20 protein-coding genes and 1 pseudogene are annotated in these 20,715 nt (G+C 52.5%); 9 read left to right on the top strand and 12 right to left on the bottom strand.

Annotated elements, in window-relative coordinates; genetic code table 11:
• Positions 1–107: 107 nt before the first annotated feature.
• Positions 108–389 carry a late competence development ComFB family protein gene (locus PL263_RS13290; protein ID WP_278209806.1) on the top strand — a complete coding sequence of 94 codons (282 nt, stop codon included), beginning with the start codon at positions 108–110 and terminating at the stop codon, positions 387–389.
• Positions 386–589 carry a hypothetical protein gene (locus PL263_RS13285; RefSeq protein WP_278209805.1) on the top strand — a complete coding sequence of 68 codons (204 nt, stop codon included), beginning with the start codon at positions 386–388 and terminating at the stop codon, positions 587–589. Before PL263_RS13290 ends, PL263_RS13285 begins: the two co-directional genes overlap by 4 nt.
• A gap of 46 nt (positions 590–635) precedes the next feature.
• On the opposite strand, the gene PL263_RS13280 is transcribed toward PL263_RS13285, so the two are convergent.
• From PL263_RS13280 to speE, 4 genes and pseudogenes are all read right to left on the bottom strand, one after another.
• Positions 636–1,331 carry an OmpA family protein gene (locus tag PL263_RS13280; RefSeq protein ID WP_140914100.1) on the bottom strand — a complete coding sequence of 232 codons (696 nt, stop codon included), beginning with the start codon at positions 1,329–1,331 and terminating at the stop codon, positions 636–638.
• 33 nt (positions 1,332–1,364) lie between these two features.
• Complete coding sequence (locus PL263_RS13275) at positions 1,365–1,772, bottom strand: exosortase system-associated protein, TIGR04073 family (RefSeq protein ID WP_140914099.1); 408 nt, start codon at positions 1,770–1,772, stop codon at positions 1,365–1,367.
• 216 nt (positions 1,773–1,988) lie between these two features.
• On the bottom strand, positions 1,989–2,900 hold the full coding sequence (locus PL263_RS13270) for a GGDEF domain-containing protein (RefSeq protein WP_278209804.1): 912 nt from the start codon (positions 2,898–2,900) through the stop codon (positions 1,989–1,991).
• 254 nt (positions 2,901–3,154) lie between these two features.
• A pseudogene (gene speE, locus PL263_RS13265) lies at positions 3,155–3,982 on the bottom strand (polyamine aminopropyltransferase); the annotation flags it as partial.
• 81 nt (positions 3,983–4,063) lie between these two features.
• Here speE and speA point away from each other — a divergent pair.
• From speA to PL263_RS13245, 4 genes are all read left to right on the top strand, one after another.
• Complete coding sequence (gene speA / locus PL263_RS13260) at positions 4,064–5,887, top strand: biosynthetic arginine decarboxylase (RefSeq protein ID WP_278209803.1); 1,824 nt, start codon at positions 4,064–4,066, stop codon at positions 5,885–5,887.
• Positions 5,888–5,920: 33 nt separating this feature from the next.
• The gene (locus PL263_RS13255) at positions 5,921–6,775 is read left to right on the top strand and encodes an NAD(P)-dependent oxidoreductase (RefSeq protein ID WP_278209802.1); all 855 of its coding nucleotides are present in this window, start codon (positions 5,921–5,923) and stop codon (positions 6,773–6,775) included.
• A gap of 28 nt (positions 6,776–6,803) precedes the next feature.
• Positions 6,804–8,123, top strand: a complete 1,320-nt coding sequence (locus tag PL263_RS13250) for a UDP-glucose/GDP-mannose dehydrogenase family protein (protein WP_140914095.1) — start codon at positions 6,804–6,806, stop codon at positions 8,121–8,123.
• 433 nt (positions 8,124–8,556) lie between these two features.
• On the top strand, positions 8,557–9,093 hold the full coding sequence (locus PL263_RS13245) for a transposase (RefSeq protein WP_278212879.1): 537 nt from the start codon (positions 8,557–8,559) through the stop codon (positions 9,091–9,093).
• A gap of 61 nt (positions 9,094–9,154) precedes the next feature.
• Here PL263_RS13245 and PL263_RS13240 read toward each other — a convergent pair whose 3' ends face one another.
• The 4 genes from PL263_RS13240 to PL263_RS13225 form a co-directional block, all read right to left on the bottom strand.
• A complete protein-coding gene (locus tag PL263_RS13240) occupies positions 9,155–9,985 on the bottom strand; it encodes a hypothetical protein (RefSeq protein WP_278209801.1) in 831 nt (276 codons plus the stop codon).
• Positions 9,986–10,303: 318 nt separating this feature from the next.
• On the bottom strand, positions 10,304–11,698 hold the full coding sequence (locus PL263_RS13235; protein ID WP_278209800.1) for an amino acid permease: 1,395 nt from the start codon (positions 11,696–11,698) through the stop codon (positions 10,304–10,306).
• Positions 11,699–11,710: 12 nt separating this feature from the next.
• On the bottom strand, positions 11,711–12,469 hold the full coding sequence (locus PL263_RS13230; RefSeq protein ID WP_347568916.1) for a pentapeptide repeat-containing protein: 759 nt from the start codon (positions 12,467–12,469) through the stop codon (positions 11,711–11,713).
• Positions 12,466–14,193 carry a hypothetical protein gene (locus PL263_RS13225; RefSeq protein WP_278209799.1) on the bottom strand — a complete coding sequence of 576 codons (1,728 nt, stop codon included), beginning with the start codon at positions 14,191–14,193 and terminating at the stop codon, positions 12,466–12,468. The genes PL263_RS13230 and PL263_RS13225 overlap by 4 nt, the downstream gene beginning before the upstream one ends.
• 256 nt (positions 14,194–14,449) lie before the next feature.
• Here PL263_RS13225 and PL263_RS13220 point away from each other — a divergent pair, with 256 nt between their 5' ends.
• Both PL263_RS13220 and PL263_RS13215 read left to right on the top strand, forming a co-directional pair.
• Entirely contained in the window at positions 14,450–15,370 is a 921-nt protein-coding gene (locus PL263_RS13220; RefSeq protein ID WP_140914090.1) for a glycosyltransferase family 2 protein, read from the top strand.
• Between the two features lie 4 nt (positions 15,371–15,374).
• Complete coding sequence (locus tag PL263_RS13215; protein WP_278209798.1) at positions 15,375–16,100, top strand: class I SAM-dependent methyltransferase; 726 nt, start codon at positions 15,375–15,377, stop codon at positions 16,098–16,100.
• On the opposite strand, the gene PL263_RS13210 is transcribed toward PL263_RS13215, so the two are convergent.
• The gene (locus tag PL263_RS13210) at positions 16,097–16,567 is read right to left on the bottom strand and encodes a GtrA family protein (protein ID WP_278209797.1); all 471 of its coding nucleotides are present in this window, start codon (positions 16,565–16,567) and stop codon (positions 16,097–16,099) included. The genes PL263_RS13215 and PL263_RS13210 overlap by 4 nt on opposite strands.
• Before the next feature lie 166 nt (positions 16,568–16,733).
• Here PL263_RS13210 and PL263_RS13205 point away from each other — a divergent pair, with 166 nt between their 5' ends.
• Positions 16,734–17,198 (top strand): DciA family protein, encoded by a 465-nt coding sequence (locus PL263_RS13205; RefSeq protein WP_278209796.1) that lies wholly within the window; start codon positions 16,734–16,736, stop codon positions 17,196–17,198.
• Positions 17,199–17,261: 63 nt separating this feature from the next.
• Here the strand turns inward: PL263_RS13205 and lpxC are convergent, their stop codons facing one another.
• From lpxC to ftsA, 3 genes are all read right to left on the bottom strand, one after another.
• Positions 17,262–18,188, bottom strand: a complete 927-nt coding sequence (gene lpxC, locus PL263_RS13200; protein WP_140914086.1) for a UDP-3-O-acyl-N-acetylglucosamine deacetylase — start codon at positions 18,186–18,188, stop codon at positions 17,262–17,264.
• Between the two features lie 106 nt (positions 18,189–18,294).
• Positions 18,295–19,452, bottom strand: a complete 1,158-nt coding sequence (gene ftsZ, locus PL263_RS13195) for a cell division protein FtsZ (protein WP_140914085.1) — start codon at positions 19,450–19,452, stop codon at positions 18,295–18,297.
• Positions 19,453–19,475: 23 nt separating this feature from the next.
• On the bottom strand, positions 19,476–20,702 hold the full coding sequence (gene ftsA, locus PL263_RS13190) for a cell division protein FtsA (RefSeq protein WP_054758926.1): 1,227 nt from the start codon (positions 20,700–20,702) through the stop codon (positions 19,476–19,478).
• Positions 20,703–20,715 lie beyond the last annotated feature (13 nt).

The raw sequence follows: 20,715 nt of genomic DNA, 5'->3' as shown, positions 1-20,715 counted from the left end.
GGCGGCGCCGGCCCAGCCGCGTCGACGGTTGCGGCCCGGCCGGCTTCGTGGCGGCGGATTCTCGGCTATGCTTATCCCGCTACCGATCATCCGACCACGAGGCCATTATGCTGAACATCAATAATTACTATGAGCGGTTGGTCATCGACCGCTTGTGGAAACTCGCCGAGCAATCTAACGAGCCTTTCCGGCAGGCGTTTCAAGAGGATGTCGCTTGTCTGGCACTGAATAAATTGCCGCCGTGTTATGTGCGCAATACCATCGATAAAGGCATTAATGTCAGCGAAGAGCACTATTTGCAGATGGTCGCTGCAGTGGAAACCGCGGTCGAGCAAGCGATGCAACAGGTGTTGAGCCGGCCGCGCCTCGATCGGGAATCGGCCGAATGAAGTCCAGGTTGCCGGTGTTGTATTTGGGCGCTTGTCTGGCGGCTTGCAGTGGTCCGCAGTCGGAATCGACCTCGGACACCATATCGGCCAATGGCAGGTCGCAACAAAACGCCGCCGAAGCTTTGCAGCAGGCCAAACAGGCGGAAAGGCAGGTGTTCGACAGTGCCGAGCGACAGAAAAAACAGGCTGATGAGTTTTGACGAGATTCAGCCCCGCCGTGCCACACGGCGGGGCCGGGTTGGCTGGTTATTTCAGTTTAGGGCAGTCGATATAATCAGGATGCGCGGAAATAACCACGGCGACGCGGTGCTTTTGGTCCGCCGTGTTATCGGGGCCGCCCGCTTCGCCGATCGCTTTGACGATCAATTGCGTGGCTCTGGCGCCATTGCTAATCAACATTTCGCTAACGGTTTTGGCCCTTCTTTCCGATAACGCTTGGTTAGCGGCCGGTTTACCCACGGTGTCGGTAGATGCGGTGACAGTCGCTGTGGCATCGGGGTGGTCGTGTAAAAAGTGGCCGATATGGCTGATGGTGTCTTCCTTGGTTTTGAACGGCACGTGGCTACCGGTTTTGAAATAGGCCACGGTTTCATGAATGGTTTCCACGTGATGGTGGTTATGTGAATGCACCTCTGTCAGCCACGCACACATTTCTTTTTCGGACTCCAACCGATGCTGGGCTGCGGCATGAGCGGCTTCCAACGCGGCTTGTTTCTCGTCGATATTCCAGTAGTAGCCCTTTTCCCAGTGCTCCAGAATCTCGTTGGCGGTTTCCAGGTTTTCTTCCGCCAATTCCTCGTGCAATATGGATTGGCCGTAGTGACCGGCCATGGCCGCATCGATTTCGGCTTTCAGGGCGGAAGTGTCTTGCTTGGGCGTGCTGCAAGCGCTCAGCGTTAAGGCGATGGCCGCGGCAGGCAGATATATGTATTGTTTTTTCATGGTTGTATTCTCCTTAAACTCTTAGCGCTTAGCTTATTCGCCGTCGTCCAGAGGACCGTAATGGGTCCAGTAGCCGGGCAAATGCAGACCGAAGTAGCGGGTATCCTCGCTAAACCGCTCCCAAGGGTAAGCCGGGGAAATAAACTCGTCGCTAGGGATAGGGGCGCTGATAAATTCCACCGCACCGATCAAGGTACGGTCAACCGTATGGGCTACGCCGCGCAGTAAACCCCAACTCATCCCCAGCAGGATGTTTTGTTCGCTGCTGATGTTGACGATATTTTTGGGTAATTCGAGGATGCCGCCGGCCATATTAAAAAAGCCCTGGCTGACTTTGCTGGTGAAACCGGACAAGTAGCTTTGATGGCCGTCGGCATTGACCGCCGGCGCCAGCAACATGCCGGTCAGGAGGCAGGTGATGACAAATTTGTTTTTTTTCATTGTAGTATCTCCCATGGTGTTGCAATGATGATTCCGGTTAGCATCTATAAGCATAGCAGTAGAATGCCGAACACATTGGCGTTCAGACACTAACCCATGCCGGGCACAATTGCAAACCTCAAGAGCGGCGGTTTGGCCGGGTTGCGGCGGCTGATCGAAGCCGTTTTTTGAAGGAGTGAGCGGTGCCGGCTCAGGCAGGGGCGGACTGGTTGCGGGTCACGGGCCGATTTCCACCCGGTTACGGCCGTTTTTTTTGGCGAGATACAAGGCGTCGTCGGCGGTGCGGATGATGTCGTCCAGCGCCATAGTGCCATCGATCCGGCGGGTACACAGGCCAATAGACAGCGTCGATGGGATCGTGAAATTCTGGTAGCGGAAGCAGTGTTGCAGCACGGTTACTCGAATGCGTTCCGCCAGCGCAACCGCGGCTTCGGCGGAAATTTCCCGCAGGAGCATAATGAATTCCTCGCCGCCGTAACGTGCTAGCAGATCTTCGCGGCGCATTTCCGCTTGCAGGATCTTCGCCAGATCGCGTAGAACCTGATCCCCGGCCAGATGGCCGTAGTTGTCGTTGGTCAGTTTGAAGTGGTCGGCGTCGCACATCATCACCGTCAACCGGCTCCGGTTGCGTTTGCAGTACGAAAACTCCTGCTGGGCCCGGGAAATAAAAGCGTTTCGGTTCAAGACCTGGGTCATCGAATCGATGTTGGCCGCTTCGTAAAGCGCCTGTTCCGACAGCGCTTCGTTCGGTAACTTGTAATCGATTTTCAGGTAAGTGTCGCCGATGCGGATTCGATCCAGTAGTTGCACGAGATGGCGGGTAATGCGTCGGTTGTTGACGAAGGTGCCGTTGGTGGAGTTAAGGTCTTCCAGATGCACCTGTCTGCCGTCTAGCGAAAGCAGGCAATGGCGGCGCGATATTTTCGGGTCGGCGATCGCGATATCTGCGCTAAGCTCGCGGCCCAGAACGTGCCGGGTGGCAGCCAGCGGGAATTGTTTGCCTTGGTCTCTGCCGGACAGCACCACCAAGTAAGGCTGCAAATCGGCGCCGTCGCGGCCGGTTTGGGTGGGGTTGCCGGTCAGCGTATTCGAAAATGCGTTTAGTGTGGGATCGGGAGGGGCGGTCATTGCCTGATTCGGCGGGGTGGCGCCGCGGCCGGTAACGTTGATTGGCGAAAATTCCATGCTTGGCCCAATCGGTTGCAGCGGGTAGCGGAGGCCGGCCAAAAACGGTTTTGCATGGTCAATATTCGTGATCTGCTGATACGGCGACCAGTGTCGCAGATAGGCCGATTGCTCGCAAGCCGCGAGCTTTTAAATCGGCTGTTGCCGCAGGGCTGTTCCGCGGCCACAACCCAAGGCCTTATGCAAAAGCCTTTTTGAAAAAACTCCGGCATCGCCAGACTGGCTTTGTGGATATCGCTGTTGTAGTACACAGTGTCGAAACCTTTGTTGATTGCATCCTGTTCGCGGAACGCGGCGAAGGCGTTCTTGCCGGCCATGGTTGCGCTCCACCAGCCGGATGGATAGATGCATTGCGGGAAAAACACGGTCTGGTAATGGTTAAAACCGCCCGCCCGCATCTCGTCGCGCATTTCCCGCAGGATGTGCATGTGCAGCAAAGCCGATTCGCTTTGTTGGACGACGATGCCGTTTTCGGTCAAGGCTCTGAAGCAGTCCTTGTAAAAGTCGGCGCAGAACAAGCCCGCCGCCGGTCCTACCGGATCGGTACTGTCGACGATAATGATGTCCACGCTGTTAGGCGCTGCATCCTTCACCCATTTGATGCCGTCGATGAATTTGAGCTCGGCCCGTGGATCGTGGTTGGATTCGCACAATTCCGGGAAATAAATTTCGGACAAGCGGGTGACGCGTTCGTCGATGTCGATCTGCACGGCTTTTTCGACGCCTGGATGTTTCAGCACTTCGCGGAGCGTACCGCAGTCGCCGCCGCCGATGATCAGTACGTTTTTGGGGGCAGGGTGGGTAAACAATACCGGGTGACTCATCATCTCGTGGTAGAAGAAATTGTCCCGGGTCGAAACCATGGTGCAACCGTCAATCACCATCAAATTGCCGAATTGTTCGGTCTCGTAGATTTCCAGAAACTGAAACTCCGACTGCTCTTCGTGCAATTTGCGTTTGATTTTTAATGAAAAGGCGGAGCCTGACGGCTCTTGCGCTTCGCTGAACCAGGTGGCGTCGAGCATGAGTTGTCCTCAAAAAGTCATAAAAGTCGAGGCATTATACTTTAGAATCCCTGCATCTATATGACAGTACGGGGAACCTGAGTGCCGGCACAAGCATGGTCGATTGAACAGGCAAAACAGCTTTACGCGATTCAACAATGGGGCGACGGTTATTTTTCGATTAACCAACACGGCCATGTCTGCGTCAAACCAAGCAGCGACAATCCGTTGGAAATCGATCTGTTCGAAGTGGCCGAGGCCTTGCGCGGTAAAGGCTTGAATCTGCCGGTGCTGGTACGCTTCACCGATATTCTGCCCGACCGCATTCGCCGGTTGCAGCAGGCTTTCGACCAGGCCAGAACTGCGCATGGTTACGCTGGACATTACACGCCGGTATATCCGATCAAGGTCAACCAACAGGGCAACGTGGTGGAAGCCATCCTGTCTGCCGACAATATCGGTCTGGAAGCCGGTAGCAAGCCGGAGTTGCTGGCGATTTTGGGTTTAGCCAAAACCAACGGCACCATCGTCTGCAACGGTTACAAGGACAGGCTTTACATCCGGATGGCGCTAATGGGCCAGCTGATGGGTTTGTCGGTGTTCATCGTCATCGAAAAGCCGTCCGAGCTGGAATTGATCCTGGAAGAAGCGGCCAAACTGCAGGTCAAACCGTTGATAGGTCTGCGGGTGCGGCTGTCGACCATCAGCGCCGGCAAATGGCAAAACAGCGGCGGCGAAAAGTCCAAATTCGGTTTGCATGCCAGTGAAGTGCTGCAGTTGGTTGAGTACTTGCGCCAGGCGCAGATGCTGGATTGCCTGCAACTGATGCATTTTCATATGGGCTCGCAGATCGCCAACATTCACGACATTAAATTGGCCTTGAAGGAAGCTGGCCAGTTTTATTTGCAATTGCGTCGGCTCGGTGCCGAAATCAGCACAGTGGACGCCGGCGGCGGCTTGGGCGTGGATTACGACGGCAGCGGCTCGCGGCGGGAATGTTCGATCAACTACAGCATGTCCGAGTACGCCGATAACATCGTCCGCGCCTTCGCCGAGGTCAGCCGACAGCACAATTTGCCGCAACCCAACATCATCACCGAGTCGGGCCGGGCCATTACCGCCCACCATGCAGTACTGATCACCAACGTGACCGAAGTCGAGCGTTTGCAGGGAGCCGGCTTGGTTGCCAAGCATTTCGATAACGTCAGCGAGGCGTATCATAATGCTCAATTCGACATGGCCGAAGCCCGCGCCCGTTTCGTGCAAGGGGATATCGATTTAGCCGATTTGGCTGCGGCTGAGCGGCGCTACGTTGGTTTATGTCAGCAGATTCAGGAGCAATTGAATCTGGATAACCACCATCATCGGGAAATTTTGCAGGAGCTCGACGAAAAACTGGCGGACAAGGTGTTTTGCAATTTCTCGCTGTTTCAGTCGATGCCGGATATTTGGGGCATCGATCAGATCTTCCCGATCATGCCGATTCACCGCTTACACGAGCAACCAATCCGGCGTGCGGTATTGCAGGATTTGACCTGCGATTCCGACGGCAGGATCGACCAGTATGTCGATCGGCAAAATATCAGCAACACCTTGGCGCTGCACGCAATCGGCGATGACGAAGATTACTTGATCGGTTTTTTCATGGTCGGCGCCTATCAGGAAATCCTGGGCGACATGCATAATCTGTTCGGCGATACCCACTCGGTCAACGTCGAACTGGCGGCCGGTGGTTACCGCTTCAGCGATTTTATGGAAGGCGAAGATGTCAGCGAGTTGCTTGATTACGTGCACATCGATGCCGAGGCGCTGAAAGCGGCTTATCGGCGTAAACTGGACGGCGCAGCGTTGACGGCAGAACAGAAAGCCGGCTTCGAACAGGAGTTGTCGGCCGGATTGAACGCTTATACCTACTTGGAAAAATAGCTTCCTTAGAGTGACACAGGACGGGCGCAGACGATGAAAACGGGATTTATCGGTTTGGGGGCAATGGGGCTGGGCATGGCCCGCAATCTGGCCAAGGCCGGTCATTTGGCTGCGGTGTATAACCGAACTGTGGAGAAAGCTGCGGCCTTGGCGGCGGAAACGGGTGCGGAGGCTTGCGGTAGCATAGAACAGCTCGCTGGCAATGCCGAAGTCATAATGATTTGCGTGTCGGCCGACCAAGACGTACTCGATGTGGTGGATGCCGTTTGCATCGGCGTCAAGCCGGGGACTGTGATCGTCGATATGTCTACGGTCAGTGGCGAGACCGCGAGAATAGCGGCGGCAAAGCTTGGCGAAAAACAAGCGGAATTTCTGGACGCGCCGGTATCCGGCGGCGTAGAAGGCGCCAGAAACGGCACTTTGGCAATGATGGTCGGCGGCGACGCGGGAGTACTGGAGCGGGTGCGGCCGGTATTGACCGCGATGACCGCGCGGATCGAACACATGGGCGGCGTTAGTGCCGGCCAGGCTTGCAAGGCGGTTAACCAAATCATGTGCGCCGGCATCAATCAGGCCGTGACCGAAGCCTTGGCGTTCGCCGCCGCGCAGCAATTGCCGCTAGACAAGGTTGTAGACGTGATAGCGGGCGGGGCCGCCGGCAATTGGTTTTTGCAACATCGCGGCAAGACCATGACCAACAACCAATACGCGCCGGGTTTCAAGTTGGCGCTGCATCACAAGGATTTGCTCATCGCTGAACGGATGGCGGCGCAGGTTGGGCTGACATGTCCGTTAACGGCAGCAACGCTGGCGGATTATGCCAAACTAATGGCAGAGGGTTACGGCGACGAGGATATCTCGGCGCTGTACCGGTTAAAACAGCAATGATCTTTCAATTAGCTTACAAGGTGTAACAATGAAAATTACGGTATTTGGCAGTGGATACGTCGGTTTGGTCACGGGAGCCTGCTTGGCCGAAGTGGGTAATCAAGTGCTGTGCATGGACGTCGATCAACGGAAAATCGACCAGCTGAAACAGGGCGTTATCCCGATCTACGAGCCCGGTTTGGACGAAATGGTCAAGGATAATGTTGCCGCCGGCCGGCTAAGCTTTACCACCGACGTCAAAGAAGCCGTCGATTTCGGTTTGTTCCAATTCATCGCCGTCGGTACTCCACCGGACGAGGATGGGTCGGCCGATTTGAAATACGTGTTGGCGGTGGCGAAAAGCATTGCCGAACACATGAACGATTACAAAATCGTCGTCGACAAATCCACTGTGCCGGTCGGTACTGCCGATAAAGTGAAGCAGACCGTGGCCGACGCGCTGGCCCAGCGCGGCCAAAGCTTGGAATTCGATGTCGTGTCCAATCCGGAGTTTTTGAAGGAAGGCTCGGCACTGGACGACTTCATGAAGCCCGACCGCATCATCATCGGCACCGACAACCCGCGGACCGCCGAGCTGCTAAAAGCGCTATACGCGCCGTTCAACCGCAGCCGCGAGCGGGTCATTACCATGGACATCCGCTCTGCGGAACTGACCAAGTACGCCGCCAACGCGATGCTGGCGACCAAGATCAGCTTCATGAACGAACTGGCCAATCTAGCCGAGCGGCTGGGTGCCGACATCGAACAGGTGCGCCACGGCATCGGTTCCGACAGCCGGATCGGTTATAGCTTTATCTATCCGGGTTGCGGCTACGGCGGTTCCTGCTTTCCGAAAGACGTCAAAGCCCTGGAGCGCACCGCCCGCGACAACGGCTATCACGCCGAGTTACTGAGTGCGGTCGAAAACGTCAACGACCGGCAGAAACACCGCTTGTTTGAAAAAATCAGCGCGCATTACCCGGATGGCGTCAAAGGCAAAACCTTTGCCTTGTGGGGCCTGGCCTTCAAACCCAATACCGACGACATGCGCGAAGCACCTAGCCGGGTACTGCTGGAGGCATTGATCGATGCCGGCGCCGTGGTCCGGGCCTACGATCCGGAAGCACTGCAAGAAGCGCAGCGGATCTATGGCGACAAGGCTGGTTTGGTTTATTGCGCGAAACAGAATGAAACCTTAAACGATGCCGACGCGCTGGTCATCGTTACCGAATGGAAACAATTTCGCAGCCCGGATTTTGATGACTTGGGGCATTTGTTAAAGGACAAGGTGATATTCGACGGGCGGAATATGTATGAACCAAGGTTGGTTAAGCAGTTTGGGTTGCAGTATTACGCGATTGGGCGTTGATTAGTTTTTTCTTGGATTCCGTTCGCCCTGAGCTTGTCGAAGGGCTATCGAAGTTGAGGTGTGTCGCTGGCGCGACGGCTTGATTTAATGTTGGTTCTCGCACTGACGGGCGAGATACTTTTCTTTGCTTGTCCAAAGAAAAGTATCCAAAAGAAAAGACACCCGGATTCCGCTTATTCCCTGCGCGCCGAAGCTTTTGAACGGGGTTGCCGAAAGGGGCTCCTGCCCCTTCGTCAACGTGCGGCATCCATGCCGCACCCCTTCGGGCTATTCCGTTCAAAAGCTTCGGTGCTCGGCGCGGCATACGGGGAAATACCATCGCGGACTTGAAAGGCTTTGGTGATTCTTTTCCTCGTTCCCACGCGCCGCGTGGGAATGCAGACAATCCGCGCCAGCGGTAAAAATGACCAAGCTATTAAACGAGGTCAAATTCATGGGCCGCAGCCGTTACCGCATTCTCCAGTCAGACCATCCCCATTTCATAACCTGCACCGTACTGAACTGGATACCATTATTCACGCGTCCGACTACTGTGCAAATCGTGCTGGACGCTTTGCTCTACCGCCAACAAATGCACAATTGGCGAATCTACGGCTATGTCATTCTGGAAAATCATCTGCACTTGCTGGTACAAGCTGACGATTTACCCAATCAAATAGCCCACTTCAAGTCTTATACCGCGCGGCAGTTGATCGATTATTTGCAAGCTATGAATGCCGAGCGCTTATTGAAGCAATTGAGCTGGTTTCGCAAGGCGCATAAAACTGATCGGGATTATCAATTGTGGGAAGAAGGTAGTCACCCGCAGCTGATCGACAGCCCCGATGTTTTGCAGCAGAAATTGGATTACATCCACCTGAATCCGGTTAAACGTGGTTATGTCGATTTGCCGGAGCATTGGCGCTATTCGAGTGCCCGGAATTATGCGGGGCAAGAAGGATTGTTGCCGATCTATCGGGATTGGTTTTAGCTGATGACCGCAGCGCGGTTGGTTTGCATTCCCACGCGGCGCGTGGGAACGAGGTTAGCCGTCAGTCTACGTCATTATTTAGGTATTCAATCTCGTCCGCTTCAAATTCAGAAACTATTTTGGTTTCTACTCCAAACTGATAACGTGGCCGGCCTTTGAACAAAAATAGCGGATTACTTTCTTTGTGGTATCTAATGCGATCAAAGTCAGAATCTGAAAGAAATATGCTCACGGTACGGCCTCCACTCCGCCGTATAGCTACAATCTTACTCGCTGGGTAAAGCTTATAGACTCGACCTTTTATCTCCTGATAATTTCCAAGGAATGTTTCATTTTTTAATTTGCTCAGGTAGGTTTTACTATCGGAGGTGAACGCAGCGATTGTTTCGTGATTTAATGCTGGTGCACCTAGTGAAATGGCTTCTACTCCGCCCGAGGCATCAATTCGATTCACAATATTGGCAACTTCCGTGTAAATTGAGCCAATAAAAATTTGTTTATCTTGATTGTTTTCTTTCCTAACTCGATCAAGAACATCCCCGACGTAATAACCAGCAATTCCAGAGAATACATAGTCTGCCAACTTTTTTAGGTATTCCTGAACGGTAGGATCAGCCAATATTGGGACCAAAGCGAAAGCATCTGAAGTGCGCCTACGTTCACCAATTTGTAAAGCAAGGCGCTGTCGTGCTTCTTTGTTTGGAAATGCTCCTTTAACCAAATTACCTTCGATAGATAAATGAGCCTTGTGAACTATTCTCTGAATAGCTAGCAGAGAATGCGAAAGGTCGTAGATATTGACACCATGTAATTTGAGTTCATCCCCGATAAAGCGAACTGTAAAAAGTCCGTTTTCGTATTTTTCTCGTTGATCCAAAGTGTTCTCCATCATGTGGTTACGTCTATTAAAGCTTTATATCTTCAAATTTCGGGCTGGTTTTTTCCCGTATGTCGCACGTTGCCGAAGGGGCAGGAAGCCCCTTTCGGCAACCCCGTTCAAAAGCGAGGAGCACAGGGAATAAGCGGCATCCGGGTGGCCTTTTCTTTGGATACTTTCTTTTGGCCACGCAAAAGAAAGTATCGCGGTTGTCGGTCCGCGAACCGACATTAGATCAAGCCGTCGCGCTAGCGACACATTAATTTGGAGATTCAAGTCTGCCATCCATGGCTCTGGATGCCCGTATCCCGGCAGGCATACGCCATCCAGACATCAAGAAGACCGCAGCTGACTATGCTTCACCCCATATCCAAAATAAATCAAAAACCCTAGCAGAAGCCAAACGAACAACCGAATCCAAGTATCAATCGGCAAACCCACCATCAAGCTCAAACACACTAAAATCCCGCCAATCGGTACATAAGGCACGGCCGGGCATTTGAAATGGCGTTCCATTTCCGGGTGGCTGTTACGCAAGATCCAGACACCGCCGCAGACCAGGACGAAGGCGAACAAGGTGCCGATGCTGACCAGTTCGCCAAGTTTCTCGATCGGCATGAAGCCGGCCAGCAAGGATACGGCGACGCCGACCAGGATGGTTGATAAATGCGGGGTTTGAAACTTCGGGTGGACTTGGGCGAACAACGGCGGCAGCAGTTGGTCTTTGGCCATCGAAAAGAAAATCCGGCTTTGGCCCATCAACAATACCAGCATCACCGAGGTCAGGCCGGCGATGGCGGCGATTTTGATGATCGGCGACAGCCAGCCCATGCCGACGTGGTCGACCGCCAGTGCGATCGGTGCCGGGACATTGAGTTCGGTATAGGAAATGATGCCGGTCAATACGCCGGCGACCAGAATGTACAACAAGGTGCAGACCGCCAGCGAGCCGATGATGCCGATCGGTACGTCGCGTTGCGGGTTGATGGCTTCCTGGGCGGCGGTGGATACCGCATCGAAACCAATGTAAGCGAAAAAAATCACGCCGGCTCCGGTCAACACGCCGCCGAAGCCGAACGGTGTGAAATTCGACCAATTCGCGGTATCGACGTGGCCGGCGCCGGCGACGATGAAGATCACGATCACCGCCGATTTGATCAATACCATGACGAAATTGAAGATTGCGGATTGGCGGATGCCGAGCACCAATAACCCGGTCAGCAGCAGGATGATTGCGGCGGCGGGCAGGTTAACGAAGCCGGCTTCGGGATTGGCCAGATAAGCCGTGGTGAGATAGGTGGGTAGATGCACGCCTAACGCGTCGAAGAAGCTGGTCAAGTAGCCGGCCCAGCCGATCGCTACGGTGCTGCTGGCCAGCGCGTATTCCAAGATCAAGTCCCAGCCGATAATCCAGGCCATCAGTTCGCCCATCGTGGCGTAGGCGTAGCTGTACGCGCTGCCGGACACCGGGATCATCGCCGCCAATTCGCTGTAACACATCGCTGCCAGACCGCAGGCGATACCGGCCAAAATAAACGAGACGACGATGGCCGGGCCGGCATATTTGGCGGCGGCAATGCCGGTCAGCACGAAGATCCCGGCTCCGATGACGGCGCCGATGCCGAGGATGGTCAAGTCTTTGGCGGTCAGGGTTTGTTTCAGGCCGTGCTCGACATCGGTCAATGCGTCGACCGATTTGCGTTGCAGCAGTTGCTTGGGAATTTGCATGAGCGGTCTCGGTTATTTAGTTTGGGCGGATGTGACGGAGTCGGGCAGATTCTTGGCGCCGTCGAAGCGGGTGCCTTGCAAATTCGCGCCGGTAAAAATTGCATCGTGCAATTTCGCTTCCGAGAAGTTGGCGTTGCTGAGGTCGGCTCCGCTCATATCGGCACCGTCCATTTCGGCGGAATACAGGTCGGCATTTTGCAAATTGGCTTTCACCAATTTGGCGTGTTTCAGCATGGCTCGGCCGAGTTGAGCGTTGCGTAAATTGGCTCCGCTTAGGTTGGCACCCTTCAAACTGGCGCGCATCAGACCCATCGATTGGTTTTTCATGTCGGCAGCCCACTGTACGTTGCTGAGATTGGCATTGCTCAGGTTGGCGCCGTCCATGATCGCCACCACCCGGCTGCCGCTCATGTCGGCCTTGCTGAGGTCGGCGTGCATCAGACTGACCCCGAAAATGCTGGTATTGGCCAGATTGGCGCCGCTTAGCTGGATGCGGGTCATCACCGTCAGGTCCAGCGTCAGGCCTTGCAGGTTACATTTGTTCAAATTCGAGCGCCTAAGATCCGCTCCCCACAAGTCGGCGTTGCGAAAATCCAGGTTGGATAAGTCCAGATCGGTCAGATCCTTTCGTCGCAGGTCGGCTGGGTGCTGCTTGTCGGCTTTTGCGAGCAGTTGTTCGACTTGGGCTCGATTAAGTTCGGCGGCTAGGGTTGGTATCGGGCCCATTGCAATTGGGATTGCAAAAAGCACCGCTTTGATTGGGAAGTTCATAAAGTCTCCTGGCCATTTGCAAGGGAGTTAGGCTGCTTGGGTTTGGAAAATACGATGATATTGGCGTGCTGCTCCGCAATTGAAAAACCGTGCGGAACAAGTATTTCCGCCATTTTCTGCTGCCAATCGATACTAACAGGCGCTCTGGCGATATCGTTGCTAGGTAGCGCTATAAAATAAAATGGTCTAACCGTTGTAACCGAGTTAGACATTTCTATTACATCCATTAAGCTCTTATCCAAATTTCTGGCGTTAAAGTCCAGGGTTCTGACCGGGCGGCCGGTCACTCGGCGTAAAGCACCGCCGACATTCGATATTAATAAGGCATCTCCCGGAAGAGCGGATACGGTGTTCTGGATAATTGGATCGCGGCTAATTTTAAAGATAATTTCGTTCGATAGTATTTTATATTTTCCGGTAACTGGCTGCGCCGCGGCAACAATGTCTGTAGACTGGTTGAGGCTGCTCAGAATGTCTTCGGTTTTTTCGATGTCGGATTTAATAAAATACAAGTGGCCGGCAATAATGATGGTGCCAATAGCGACACCGACGGCTTTGTAATATGGGCCTTGATTTTTGACCCGAAACGCAACTAAAAACAGGGGGAAAAATATCCAGCTAAAAGGATATACGTGGCGGATCAGATCTCCCGGATCCAGGCCGTGGTAAGTGTGGGCAATGACTAGCATTCCGCTCGAAGATGTGAGCAATAGCAGCGCGAATAAAATAAAGAACTTTTCGGTTAAATTGTAGCTATGCCGGTGTTTCCAGCAAAAGTAAACGAATAGAGTTGCCAGCGGAAGCCCGATTGAAATTAAGCGCAAAAAATCCCACGACAACATCGATATGTCCCGCGAGCCACTCAGGTCAAGTAGGATGGCTTCAATTAAAACGCGTAACGAAATCAGCGGCGTTGAAAAGTAACCTTGATTGACTTTGTAAGGTAGTGCTTCGCCAAATAGACTAATATTCCTCCAGAGTAAGGCTATTACGATAGGGGTCAAGCCCAATAGAAAAAATCCAAAAATTTTGGCAATCTTTTTCGGGCTTTCCTGTCTTAATGCTCCTAGTACCAGTAGTGCCGAAAAAAAAGATAAAAAATACGCCAAGCCAACGTTTCTGATGGCATAGGCAATGCCGGCGATAAATCCGGACAAAACAAAAAGTTTTAAATTTTTATGCTTATCCTCATACTGTAGGCTTCTGGTTGTTACGCCCAGGGAAATTAATATCAGCAAGCTATAAACGGGCTCAGTAAATGGGCCTGGGCTGAATAAATAAAAGCTGGGTGCGCTTGCGATTATTGCTGCGGATAGAATCGAAAACGTCAGACCGATTAGCGGCCGTAGAAGAAAGACAAGGGCAGAGGGCGTTAATATCCAGCAAATCCGAGAAATCCACAGGTCGGCCGCGGTGGGTGGCAGACCGAATTGTGTAACCAAATAAATTAGTATTCCGTAGCCTGGCGGTTGATATATGGTTGGTTCGTAATCCACAGTGTAGTTGTTCACCGCCCAAGGCGTTCTGGTTAAGCCGTGTCCCTTGATGAAATTTTGAGCTTCTTCGTAGTAGCTGTCGTTACTCGGGTAGAATCTTATCGAATCGATAAATGCTGTCAGATTCAATACGATAATTGTGCTTAATAGCAGCAACGGCAGGTATATGTAGAAAAAGTCCCGTAGATTGGGGCGAATATGCAAACTAGCCGTCAGACCGTTTTTCATGGTTTTTCCTGTGACTCTCAAGGTAATCGTATTGTATATCAATAATTTTAGGCTGGTAAGGCGGCGCCAGGAGGTGCTGCCGGAAACTGGCGATGTTAGTGAAATTGCCTATACTTGACCACTGATCGGTGTGTTGTTTCGGCTCTGGCGGGAATACGAAGCGGCAGTTTTTATTTTATAAGGGTCGAAAATACATTTGCGGCTATGCTGTTAAAATAGTCGCTATAAAATATAACAAATATTGAATGGTGGCATCATGTTATCGATAATTGTTCCGGCATATAACGAGCAGGAAGTGCTAGATCAGTTTTATGCTCGTGTGACGGTTGTGTTACAAACCGCCGCTCCGGACTACGAGTTGATTTTTGTCAATGACGGTAGCCGAGATGGCACTCTGCAGTTATTAGAGAGATTGTCGGAATCGGATCCGCGGGTTGTTGTTATCGATTTGAGCCGAAACTTCGGCAAAGAAATTGCTGTTTCGGCCGGGATTGATTTCTCGCGGGGTGATGCAGTGATTATTATCGATGCAGATTTACAGGATCCGCCTGAGTTAATCCCGGAATTGTTGAAGCAATGGAATAGTGGCTTCGATAATGTTTATGCACGGAGAATTAGCCGAGACGGCGAGTCGGTAATCAAGAAAACGACTTCGTATCTGTTTTACCGGTTTATTCGAAGAATGACTAATATCGATATTCCTGCCGATACCGGAGATTTTCGGTTATTGAGCCGGCGCGCGGTGGATTCGTTGAAACAATTGCCTGAGCGGAATCGTTTCATGAAAGGCTTGTACGCTTGGATCGGTTATCCCTCTGTTGCGGTAGAGTATCGGCGTGATCCGCGCTATGCCGGCGAAACAAAATGGAATTATTGGAAGCTATGGAATTTCGCGTTGGAAGGGATTACTTCGTTTACAGAGGTTCCGCTTAAGGTAGCTAGTTATGTTGGCGTAGCTGTAGCATTTGCGGCATTTTGTTACGGAGTTTATATTATTATAAATACTATTTTGTATGGTAATCCGGTTGCAGGCTATCCGTCATTAATTGTGACGATTTTATTTCTCGGCGGAGTGCAATTAATATTTATCGGGGTATTGGGGGAGTATCTGGCGAGAGCCTTTTCTGAGTCCAAGCGCAGGCCCTTATATTTTGTTAACAAAGTTATCAGGAAATGAGGCTGTGGACGTTAAAGAAGAGTCAATATTAGGCGATGCTGTTTATACGCATTGGTATTACTTGTCCAAACTGAAGGCCATTCAAGGGTTATTGGCGGATATTGTTTTTAAAAGAATTCTTGATGTTGGTGCAGGATCCGGAATTTTTTCGAAATTGTTGTTGATCGACGCTGGGTCGGCTGCGCGTTGCGTCGATACTGCATATGCCGATGATGAAAGGCGCGAGCTTTATCAGGGTAAGGATATCGTTTTTGTTAAGACAATCAATTCTGTCGATGAGGATGTCGTATTAATGATTGACGTTATTGAACACGTTGAGAACGATCGAGAGTTTTTAAAATATTATGTTGATAGAATGCCTGTGGGTGGGCATGTTTTAATTTCTGTGCCGGCGTTTAATTTGCTATGGTCGGGCCATGACGTTTTCTTGGAGCATAAACGACGCTATTCTTTAGGGGAATTAGAATCGCTTGTAAAGAACGCAGGGCTGCATGTAGTAAAAGGTCGGTATTTTTTTGGGTTGCTATTTCCTATTGTAGCCGCGATTCGAATATTTAGTAGATGGCGAGGCAGTACGAATAAAAATCAGGCGAAAAGCGATTTGACTAAGGCAAGTAATATTGTCAATAGTTTATTGATAACGATTCATCAGGTGGAAGCCAAGACTTTATTTTTGATCAATAGAGGTGCAGGGTTGTCTGCTTTTTGTTTGGCAAAGAAAGTGAGTTAGGAAAAAGCCCATTTTTTGTTGATAATGAAAGTCGTCACCGGAACTACTGTTACCATAAATAATATGGCGTAGTGATAAGGTAATAACAACCGCTCGACGATAACCAGCACTCCCGCAGTATTTAGGCCCAATCCAATCAATGCGACGATCAAAAACTTGGTCATCTTTTTGGACCAATGCGTATCGCTGCTATTTCGAAAGGTCCAGTGGTACTGGCCTAAAAAGGATATTAAAAAGGCGACGGCAAAGGCGATAAAGTTAGCTTCTAGGGCTTGGGCTAACTGCGTTTCAATAACAAAGGCAAATATACCCGCATGCGTTGCTGTTGCTAAACCGCCGACGATGGCAAATTTTAAAATTTGCCATTTGGTTTGGCTTGATGGATTTCCGGATTTGGTTGGGACCGCAATATAACGAGCTTTCCCTTTGACTCGGTGATGTTTTTTTTGCTTTTTGGTTTTACGCATAGCTAACAGTTAACCGGGGTCTTTTTTCTATGCCTGATCGACAGGTGGCTGATTGATATGTCGAAAATGTTTGCACCTATCTCAACAGGCAGAAAGGTAAAATATTGTAACTGCGGTGTTGGTGCAAACTGATTGCCGTATTGTCGCAGATAAGTTTGAGCCAATTATGAATAAACCCAAAATATTCGGTTTTAAACCTGCAGCGGATTTTAATAAAAATCAGATTAGTTTATGCCTAAGCAACATTGCCAAGCAACGGGAATTGTTGGCAATCGTTCGAGCCGGATTACCGGATGAACTGGCGAAACACGTTCTGCATTGCGTTGCCTCGGATTCGGCGATTCTGCTCTACAGCGACTCCGCTAATTGGGCATCGCAAATTCGTTTTTTTGCGCGGAACATTCTGGAAAAGTTGCATGACGCCGGCGAGATGGGCTTGGTCAAACTGCAGGTTCGAATCGTGACCGCGGCTGTCGGCGCATCTGCGGCGCCCCGCAAGCCAAGGTTGCCTTCGGCGGAGACCATCGAAGTACTTTGCCGGAGTGTTGACAGCGCTACCGGCGATGACGCGTTGGCTGTAGCGTTGAAGCGTTTGGGCGATACTTTGCGGCGGAGGACGCAGGAAGGCTAGTTGATGGAGGCGCTGCCCGGATGAACTAGAACCAGGCAGCGTCAAGATTGAGTCGGCGCGTTATCAGCCCGTGGCTCGTGCGGAAGACTGTGCCGAATGCAAGAAGGAAATCGGCGCGTCCTCGGCGTTTTCGAAGGTGACCTTTTCCCAGGCGTCGGTTTCGTTCAGTAGCGTCAATAACAATTTATTATTTAGCGCGTGGCCGGATTTGAAGCCCTGATATTCGCCGATCAGGCTGTGGCCCAGCAGATACAGGTCGCCGATCGCATCGAGAATCTTGTGTTTGACGAATTCGTCGGCGTAACGCAGACCGTCTTCGTTCAGCACCTTGTCGTCGTCGACCACGATGGCGTTATCCAGGCTGCCGCCCAGCGCCAGATTATTTTCCCGCAAAAACTCGATGTCTTTCATAAAGCCGAAGGTGCGGGCTCGGGCCACTTCCTTGACGAAAGTCGTCGTCGAGAAATCCATCACCGCGGTTTTCAAATGCTCGGAAAAAGCCGGATGTTCGAAATCGATCGTGAAAGTGACTTTAAAGCCTTCGAACGGCAGAAAAGCCGCCCATTTGTCGCCATCTTCAACCCTGACTTCGCGTTTGATCCGGATATATTGCTTGGGCGCGTCTTGTTCGACGACGCCGGCCGACTGCAGTAAAAATACAAAAGGCCCGGCGCTGCCGTCCATGATCGGTACTTCGGCGGCGCTGACATCGACGATCGCGTTATCGATGCCCAGTCCGGCCAGAGCCGACAGTAAATGCTCTACCGTAGAAACCTTGACGCCGTCGCGTACCAACGTGGTGGATAGTTTGGTCTCGCCGACATTTTCGGGACGAGCGGAAATCATGACCGGCGCTTCCAAATCGACGCGGCGGAAGCGGATGCCGGTGTCCGGCTCGGACGGGTGCAGAGTCAGATAGACTTTGTCGCCGGTATGCAAGCCGACGCCGGTGGCTCTGATCGTGTTCTTCAAAGTACGCTGTTTAATCATGAAATGCCGACAATATGTAAAACAAGGCGGGGGAGTCTATCACAGATTGGGCGATAGCTCCCCCCGAACTTGGTGGGCTGCCTGAAGCGCTAAGCGGCGGACTTGCTTAGTCCGCTTGGCGACGCAAGAAGGCCGGTACGTCCAAGTAGTCCAGATCGACATCGTTTCTCGGTTGGGCGCCGAAACGCGACTCCCGGGTCGATTCCTGCTTTTGCTGGCGGATTACGGTCGGTTTTTCCAGTTGGCCGTAATCGACTTCGCCGGCCGCGACCTTTTTCACCAGACTGATCGGAGCGGCGTGTTTGGCTTTATCGCCCATGCCGGTCGCAACCACGGTGACTTTGATTTCGTTACCCAAGGTCGGATTAACCGCCATGCCGATTTTCATGTCGGCGTCTTCGGAAGCGAACGCGTGCATGATGCTGCCGATTTCGTCGAACTCGTTCAGGCCCAGGTCGCCGTTGGAGGTGACGTTGACCAGGATGCCGCGCGCGCCTTGCAGATTGTTGTCGTCCAGCAGCGGGCAGGCAATGGCTTTTTCCGCCGCCAAGCGGGCCCGGTTTTCGCCGCTGGCGACGCCGGTACCCATGATCGCGCTACCCATGTTGGACATCACGGTACGGACGTCGGCAAAGTCGACGTTCATCAGGCCCGGATGGGTAATCAGCTCGGTGATGCCCTGAACCGCATCGCGCAATACGTCGTTGGCGGCGCGGAAGGCTTCGACCAGCGATTTGTTGTTGCCCAGAGTCGGCAGCAGTTTTTGGTTAGGAATGATGATCAAGGAATCGACCAGTTTTTCCAGTTCGCGCAAGCCGGCGTCGGCCACGCCTTTTTTCTTGGAACCTTCGAAGTCGAAAGGTTTGGATACCACGGCAACGGTCAGTACGCCCAACTCTTTGGCGACTTCGGCGAACACCGCAATCGCCCCGGTACCGGTACCGCCACCCATGCCGGCGGTCAGGAATACCATGTCGGCGCCAGAGATGACTTCGCGGATGCGGTCGCGGTTTTCTTCGGCCGCGGCTCTACCGATTTCCGGCCGGGTGCCGGCGCCCAAGCCTTTGGTCAGCTCTACACCCAGTTGGACGATGGATTCGACGTTCATTTCCCGCAGGGCCTGGGCATCGGTGTTGGCGCAGATAAACTGGACGCCGTCGATACCGTCGGCTGCCATGTGGTTGACCGCATTGCCGCCGCCGCCGCCGACGCCGATCACTTTAATCACAGCACTGCCGCTGCTATCCAATAATTCATATTTCATATTCACGCCCTCCAGACAAAAGATTAAAAATTACCTTGAAACCAGCTTTTTATTTTCGATAACAGATCGGCGCCGTCATCGTTTATGCCTAACGCCCGGCCGTGATGATCCTTGCCGTACAGCAACAGACCGACCGCGGTCGAATAAATCGGGTTTTCCGCTACATCGGTCAATCCCGACACGTGCAGCGGTACGCCCATCCGAACCGGCATGTGGAAAATTTCCTCCGCCAATTCGACCAATCCCTTCACTTGGGAGCTGCCGCCGGTGATTACCATGCCGGCGGCGATCAGATCTTCATATCCACTTCTTCTCAATTCTGCTTGCACCAACAGCATCAACTCCTCGTAACGCGGCTCGACGATCTCGGCCAGGTTTTGCGCCGAGATTTTGCGCGGCTCGCGGTCGCCGATGCTCGGCACGTTGATGGTCTGTTGCGGATCGGCCAATTGGGTCAAGGCGCAGGCATATTGGCGCTTGATGTCCTCGGCGTTTTTGGTCGGCGTCCGTAACGCGACCGCGATATCGTTGGTGACCTGGTCACCGGCAATCGGAATCACCGCTGTGTGCTTGATCGCGCCTTCCGAAAAGATCGCCAGATCGGTGGTGCCGCCACCGATGTCGATCAGGCACACGCCCAGATCCTTCTCGTCGTCGGTCAATACCGCCGAACACGAAGCCAGTTGCTCCAGCACGATGTCGTCGACGTCCAGACCGCATTTGCGGATGCATTTGACGATGTTTTGTTCGGCGCTGACGCTGCTGGTGACCATGTGTACCTTGGCTTCCAGGCGAATGCCGGACATGCCGATCGGTTCCTTGATGCCTTCCTGCTGGTCGATCACAAACTCCTGCGGCAGGATGTGCAGGATTTTCTGATCGGCCGGAATTGCCACCGCCCGCGCCGAATCGATCACCCGGTCGATGTCGTGCTGGGTGACTTCCTTTTCCTTGATCGCGACGATGCCGTGCGAATTCAGGCTTTTGATATGGCTGCCGGCGATGCCCGCGAAAACCGATTTGATCTGGCAACCGGCCATCAATTCGGCTTCCTCGACCGCGCGCTGGATCGAATGCACGGTCGATTCCAGATTGACCACGATGCCTTTTTTCAAGCCCTTGGACGGCGCGGTGCCGATACCGATCACTTCGATTTCGTCGCCGCCGCGGTATTCGCCGACGATGGCCGCGACCTTCGACGTGCCTATGTCCAATCCCACTAAAATATTTCGATCTGTCTTTTTGGCCATTGTTGTGTGCTCA

The sequence above is a fragment of the Methylomonas sp. EFPC3 genome, from assembly GCF_029643245.1.
Classification (GTDB): Bacteria; Pseudomonadota; Gammaproteobacteria; order Methylococcales; family Methylomonadaceae; genus Methylomonas; species Methylomonas koyamae_B.
Note: the sequence above shows the minus strand (reverse complement) of the source record. Positions and strands in the feature narration are given on the sequence as shown.

Bases quoted from the DNA above. Each gene is read 5' to 3' on its own strand.
- PL263_RS13290 (WP_278209806.1), top strand. From the start codon at position 108: ATGCTGAACATCAATAATTACTATGAGCGGTTGGTCATCGACCGCTTG.
- PL263_RS13285 (WP_278209805.1), top strand. From the start codon at position 386: ATGAAGTCCAGGTTGCCGGTGTTGTATTTGGGCGCTTGTCTGGCGGCT.
- PL263_RS13280 (WP_140914100.1), bottom strand. From the start codon at position 1,331: ATGAAAAAACAATACATATATCTGCCTGCCGCGGCCATCGCCTTAACG.
- PL263_RS13275 (WP_140914099.1), bottom strand. From the start codon at position 1,772: ATGAAAAAAAACAAATTTGTCATCACCTGCCTCCTGACCGGCATGTTG.
- PL263_RS13270 (WP_278209804.1), bottom strand. From the start codon at position 2,900: ATGACCGCCCCTCCCGATCCCACACTAAACGCATTTTCGAATACGCTG.
- PL263_RS13255 (WP_278209802.1), top strand. From the start codon at position 5,921: ATGAAAACGGGATTTATCGGTTTGGGGGCAATGGGGCTGGGCATGGCC.
- PL263_RS13250 (WP_140914095.1), top strand. From the start codon at position 6,804: ATGAAAATTACGGTATTTGGCAGTGGATACGTCGGTTTGGTCACGGGA.
- PL263_RS13245 (WP_278212879.1), top strand. From the start codon at position 8,557: ATGGGCCGCAGCCGTTACCGCATTCTCCAGTCAGACCATCCCCATTTC.
- PL263_RS13240 (WP_278209801.1), bottom strand. From the start codon at position 9,985: ATGATGGAGAACACTTTGGATCAACGAGAAAAATACGAAAACGGACTT.
- PL263_RS13235 (WP_278209800.1), bottom strand. From the start codon at position 11,698: ATGCAAATTCCCAAGCAACTGCTGCAACGCAAATCGGTCGACGCATTG.
- PL263_RS13230 (WP_347568916.1), bottom strand. From the start codon at position 12,469: ATGAACTTCCCAATCAAAGCGGTGCTTTTTGCAATCCCAATTGCAATG.
- PL263_RS13225 (WP_278209799.1), bottom strand. From the start codon at position 14,193: ATGAAAAACGGTCTGACGGCTAGTTTGCATATTCGCCCCAATCTACGG.
- PL263_RS13220 (WP_140914090.1), top strand. From the start codon at position 14,450: ATGTTATCGATAATTGTTCCGGCATATAACGAGCAGGAAGTGCTAGAT.
- PL263_RS13210 (WP_278209797.1), bottom strand. From the start codon at position 16,567: ATGCGTAAAACCAAAAAGCAAAAAAAACATCACCGAGTCAAAGGGAAA.
- PL263_RS13205 (WP_278209796.1), top strand. From the start codon at position 16,734: ATGAATAAACCCAAAATATTCGGTTTTAAACCTGCAGCGGATTTTAAT.
- lpxC (WP_140914086.1), bottom strand. From the start codon at position 18,188: ATGATTAAACAGCGTACTTTGAAGAACACGATCAGAGCCACCGGCGTC.
- ftsZ (WP_140914085.1), bottom strand. From the start codon at position 19,452: ATGAAATATGAATTATTGGATAGCAGCGGCAGTGCTGTGATTAAAGTG.
- ftsA (WP_054758926.1), bottom strand. From the start codon at position 20,702: ATGGCCAAAAAGACAGATCGAAATATTTTAGTGGGATTGGACATAGGC.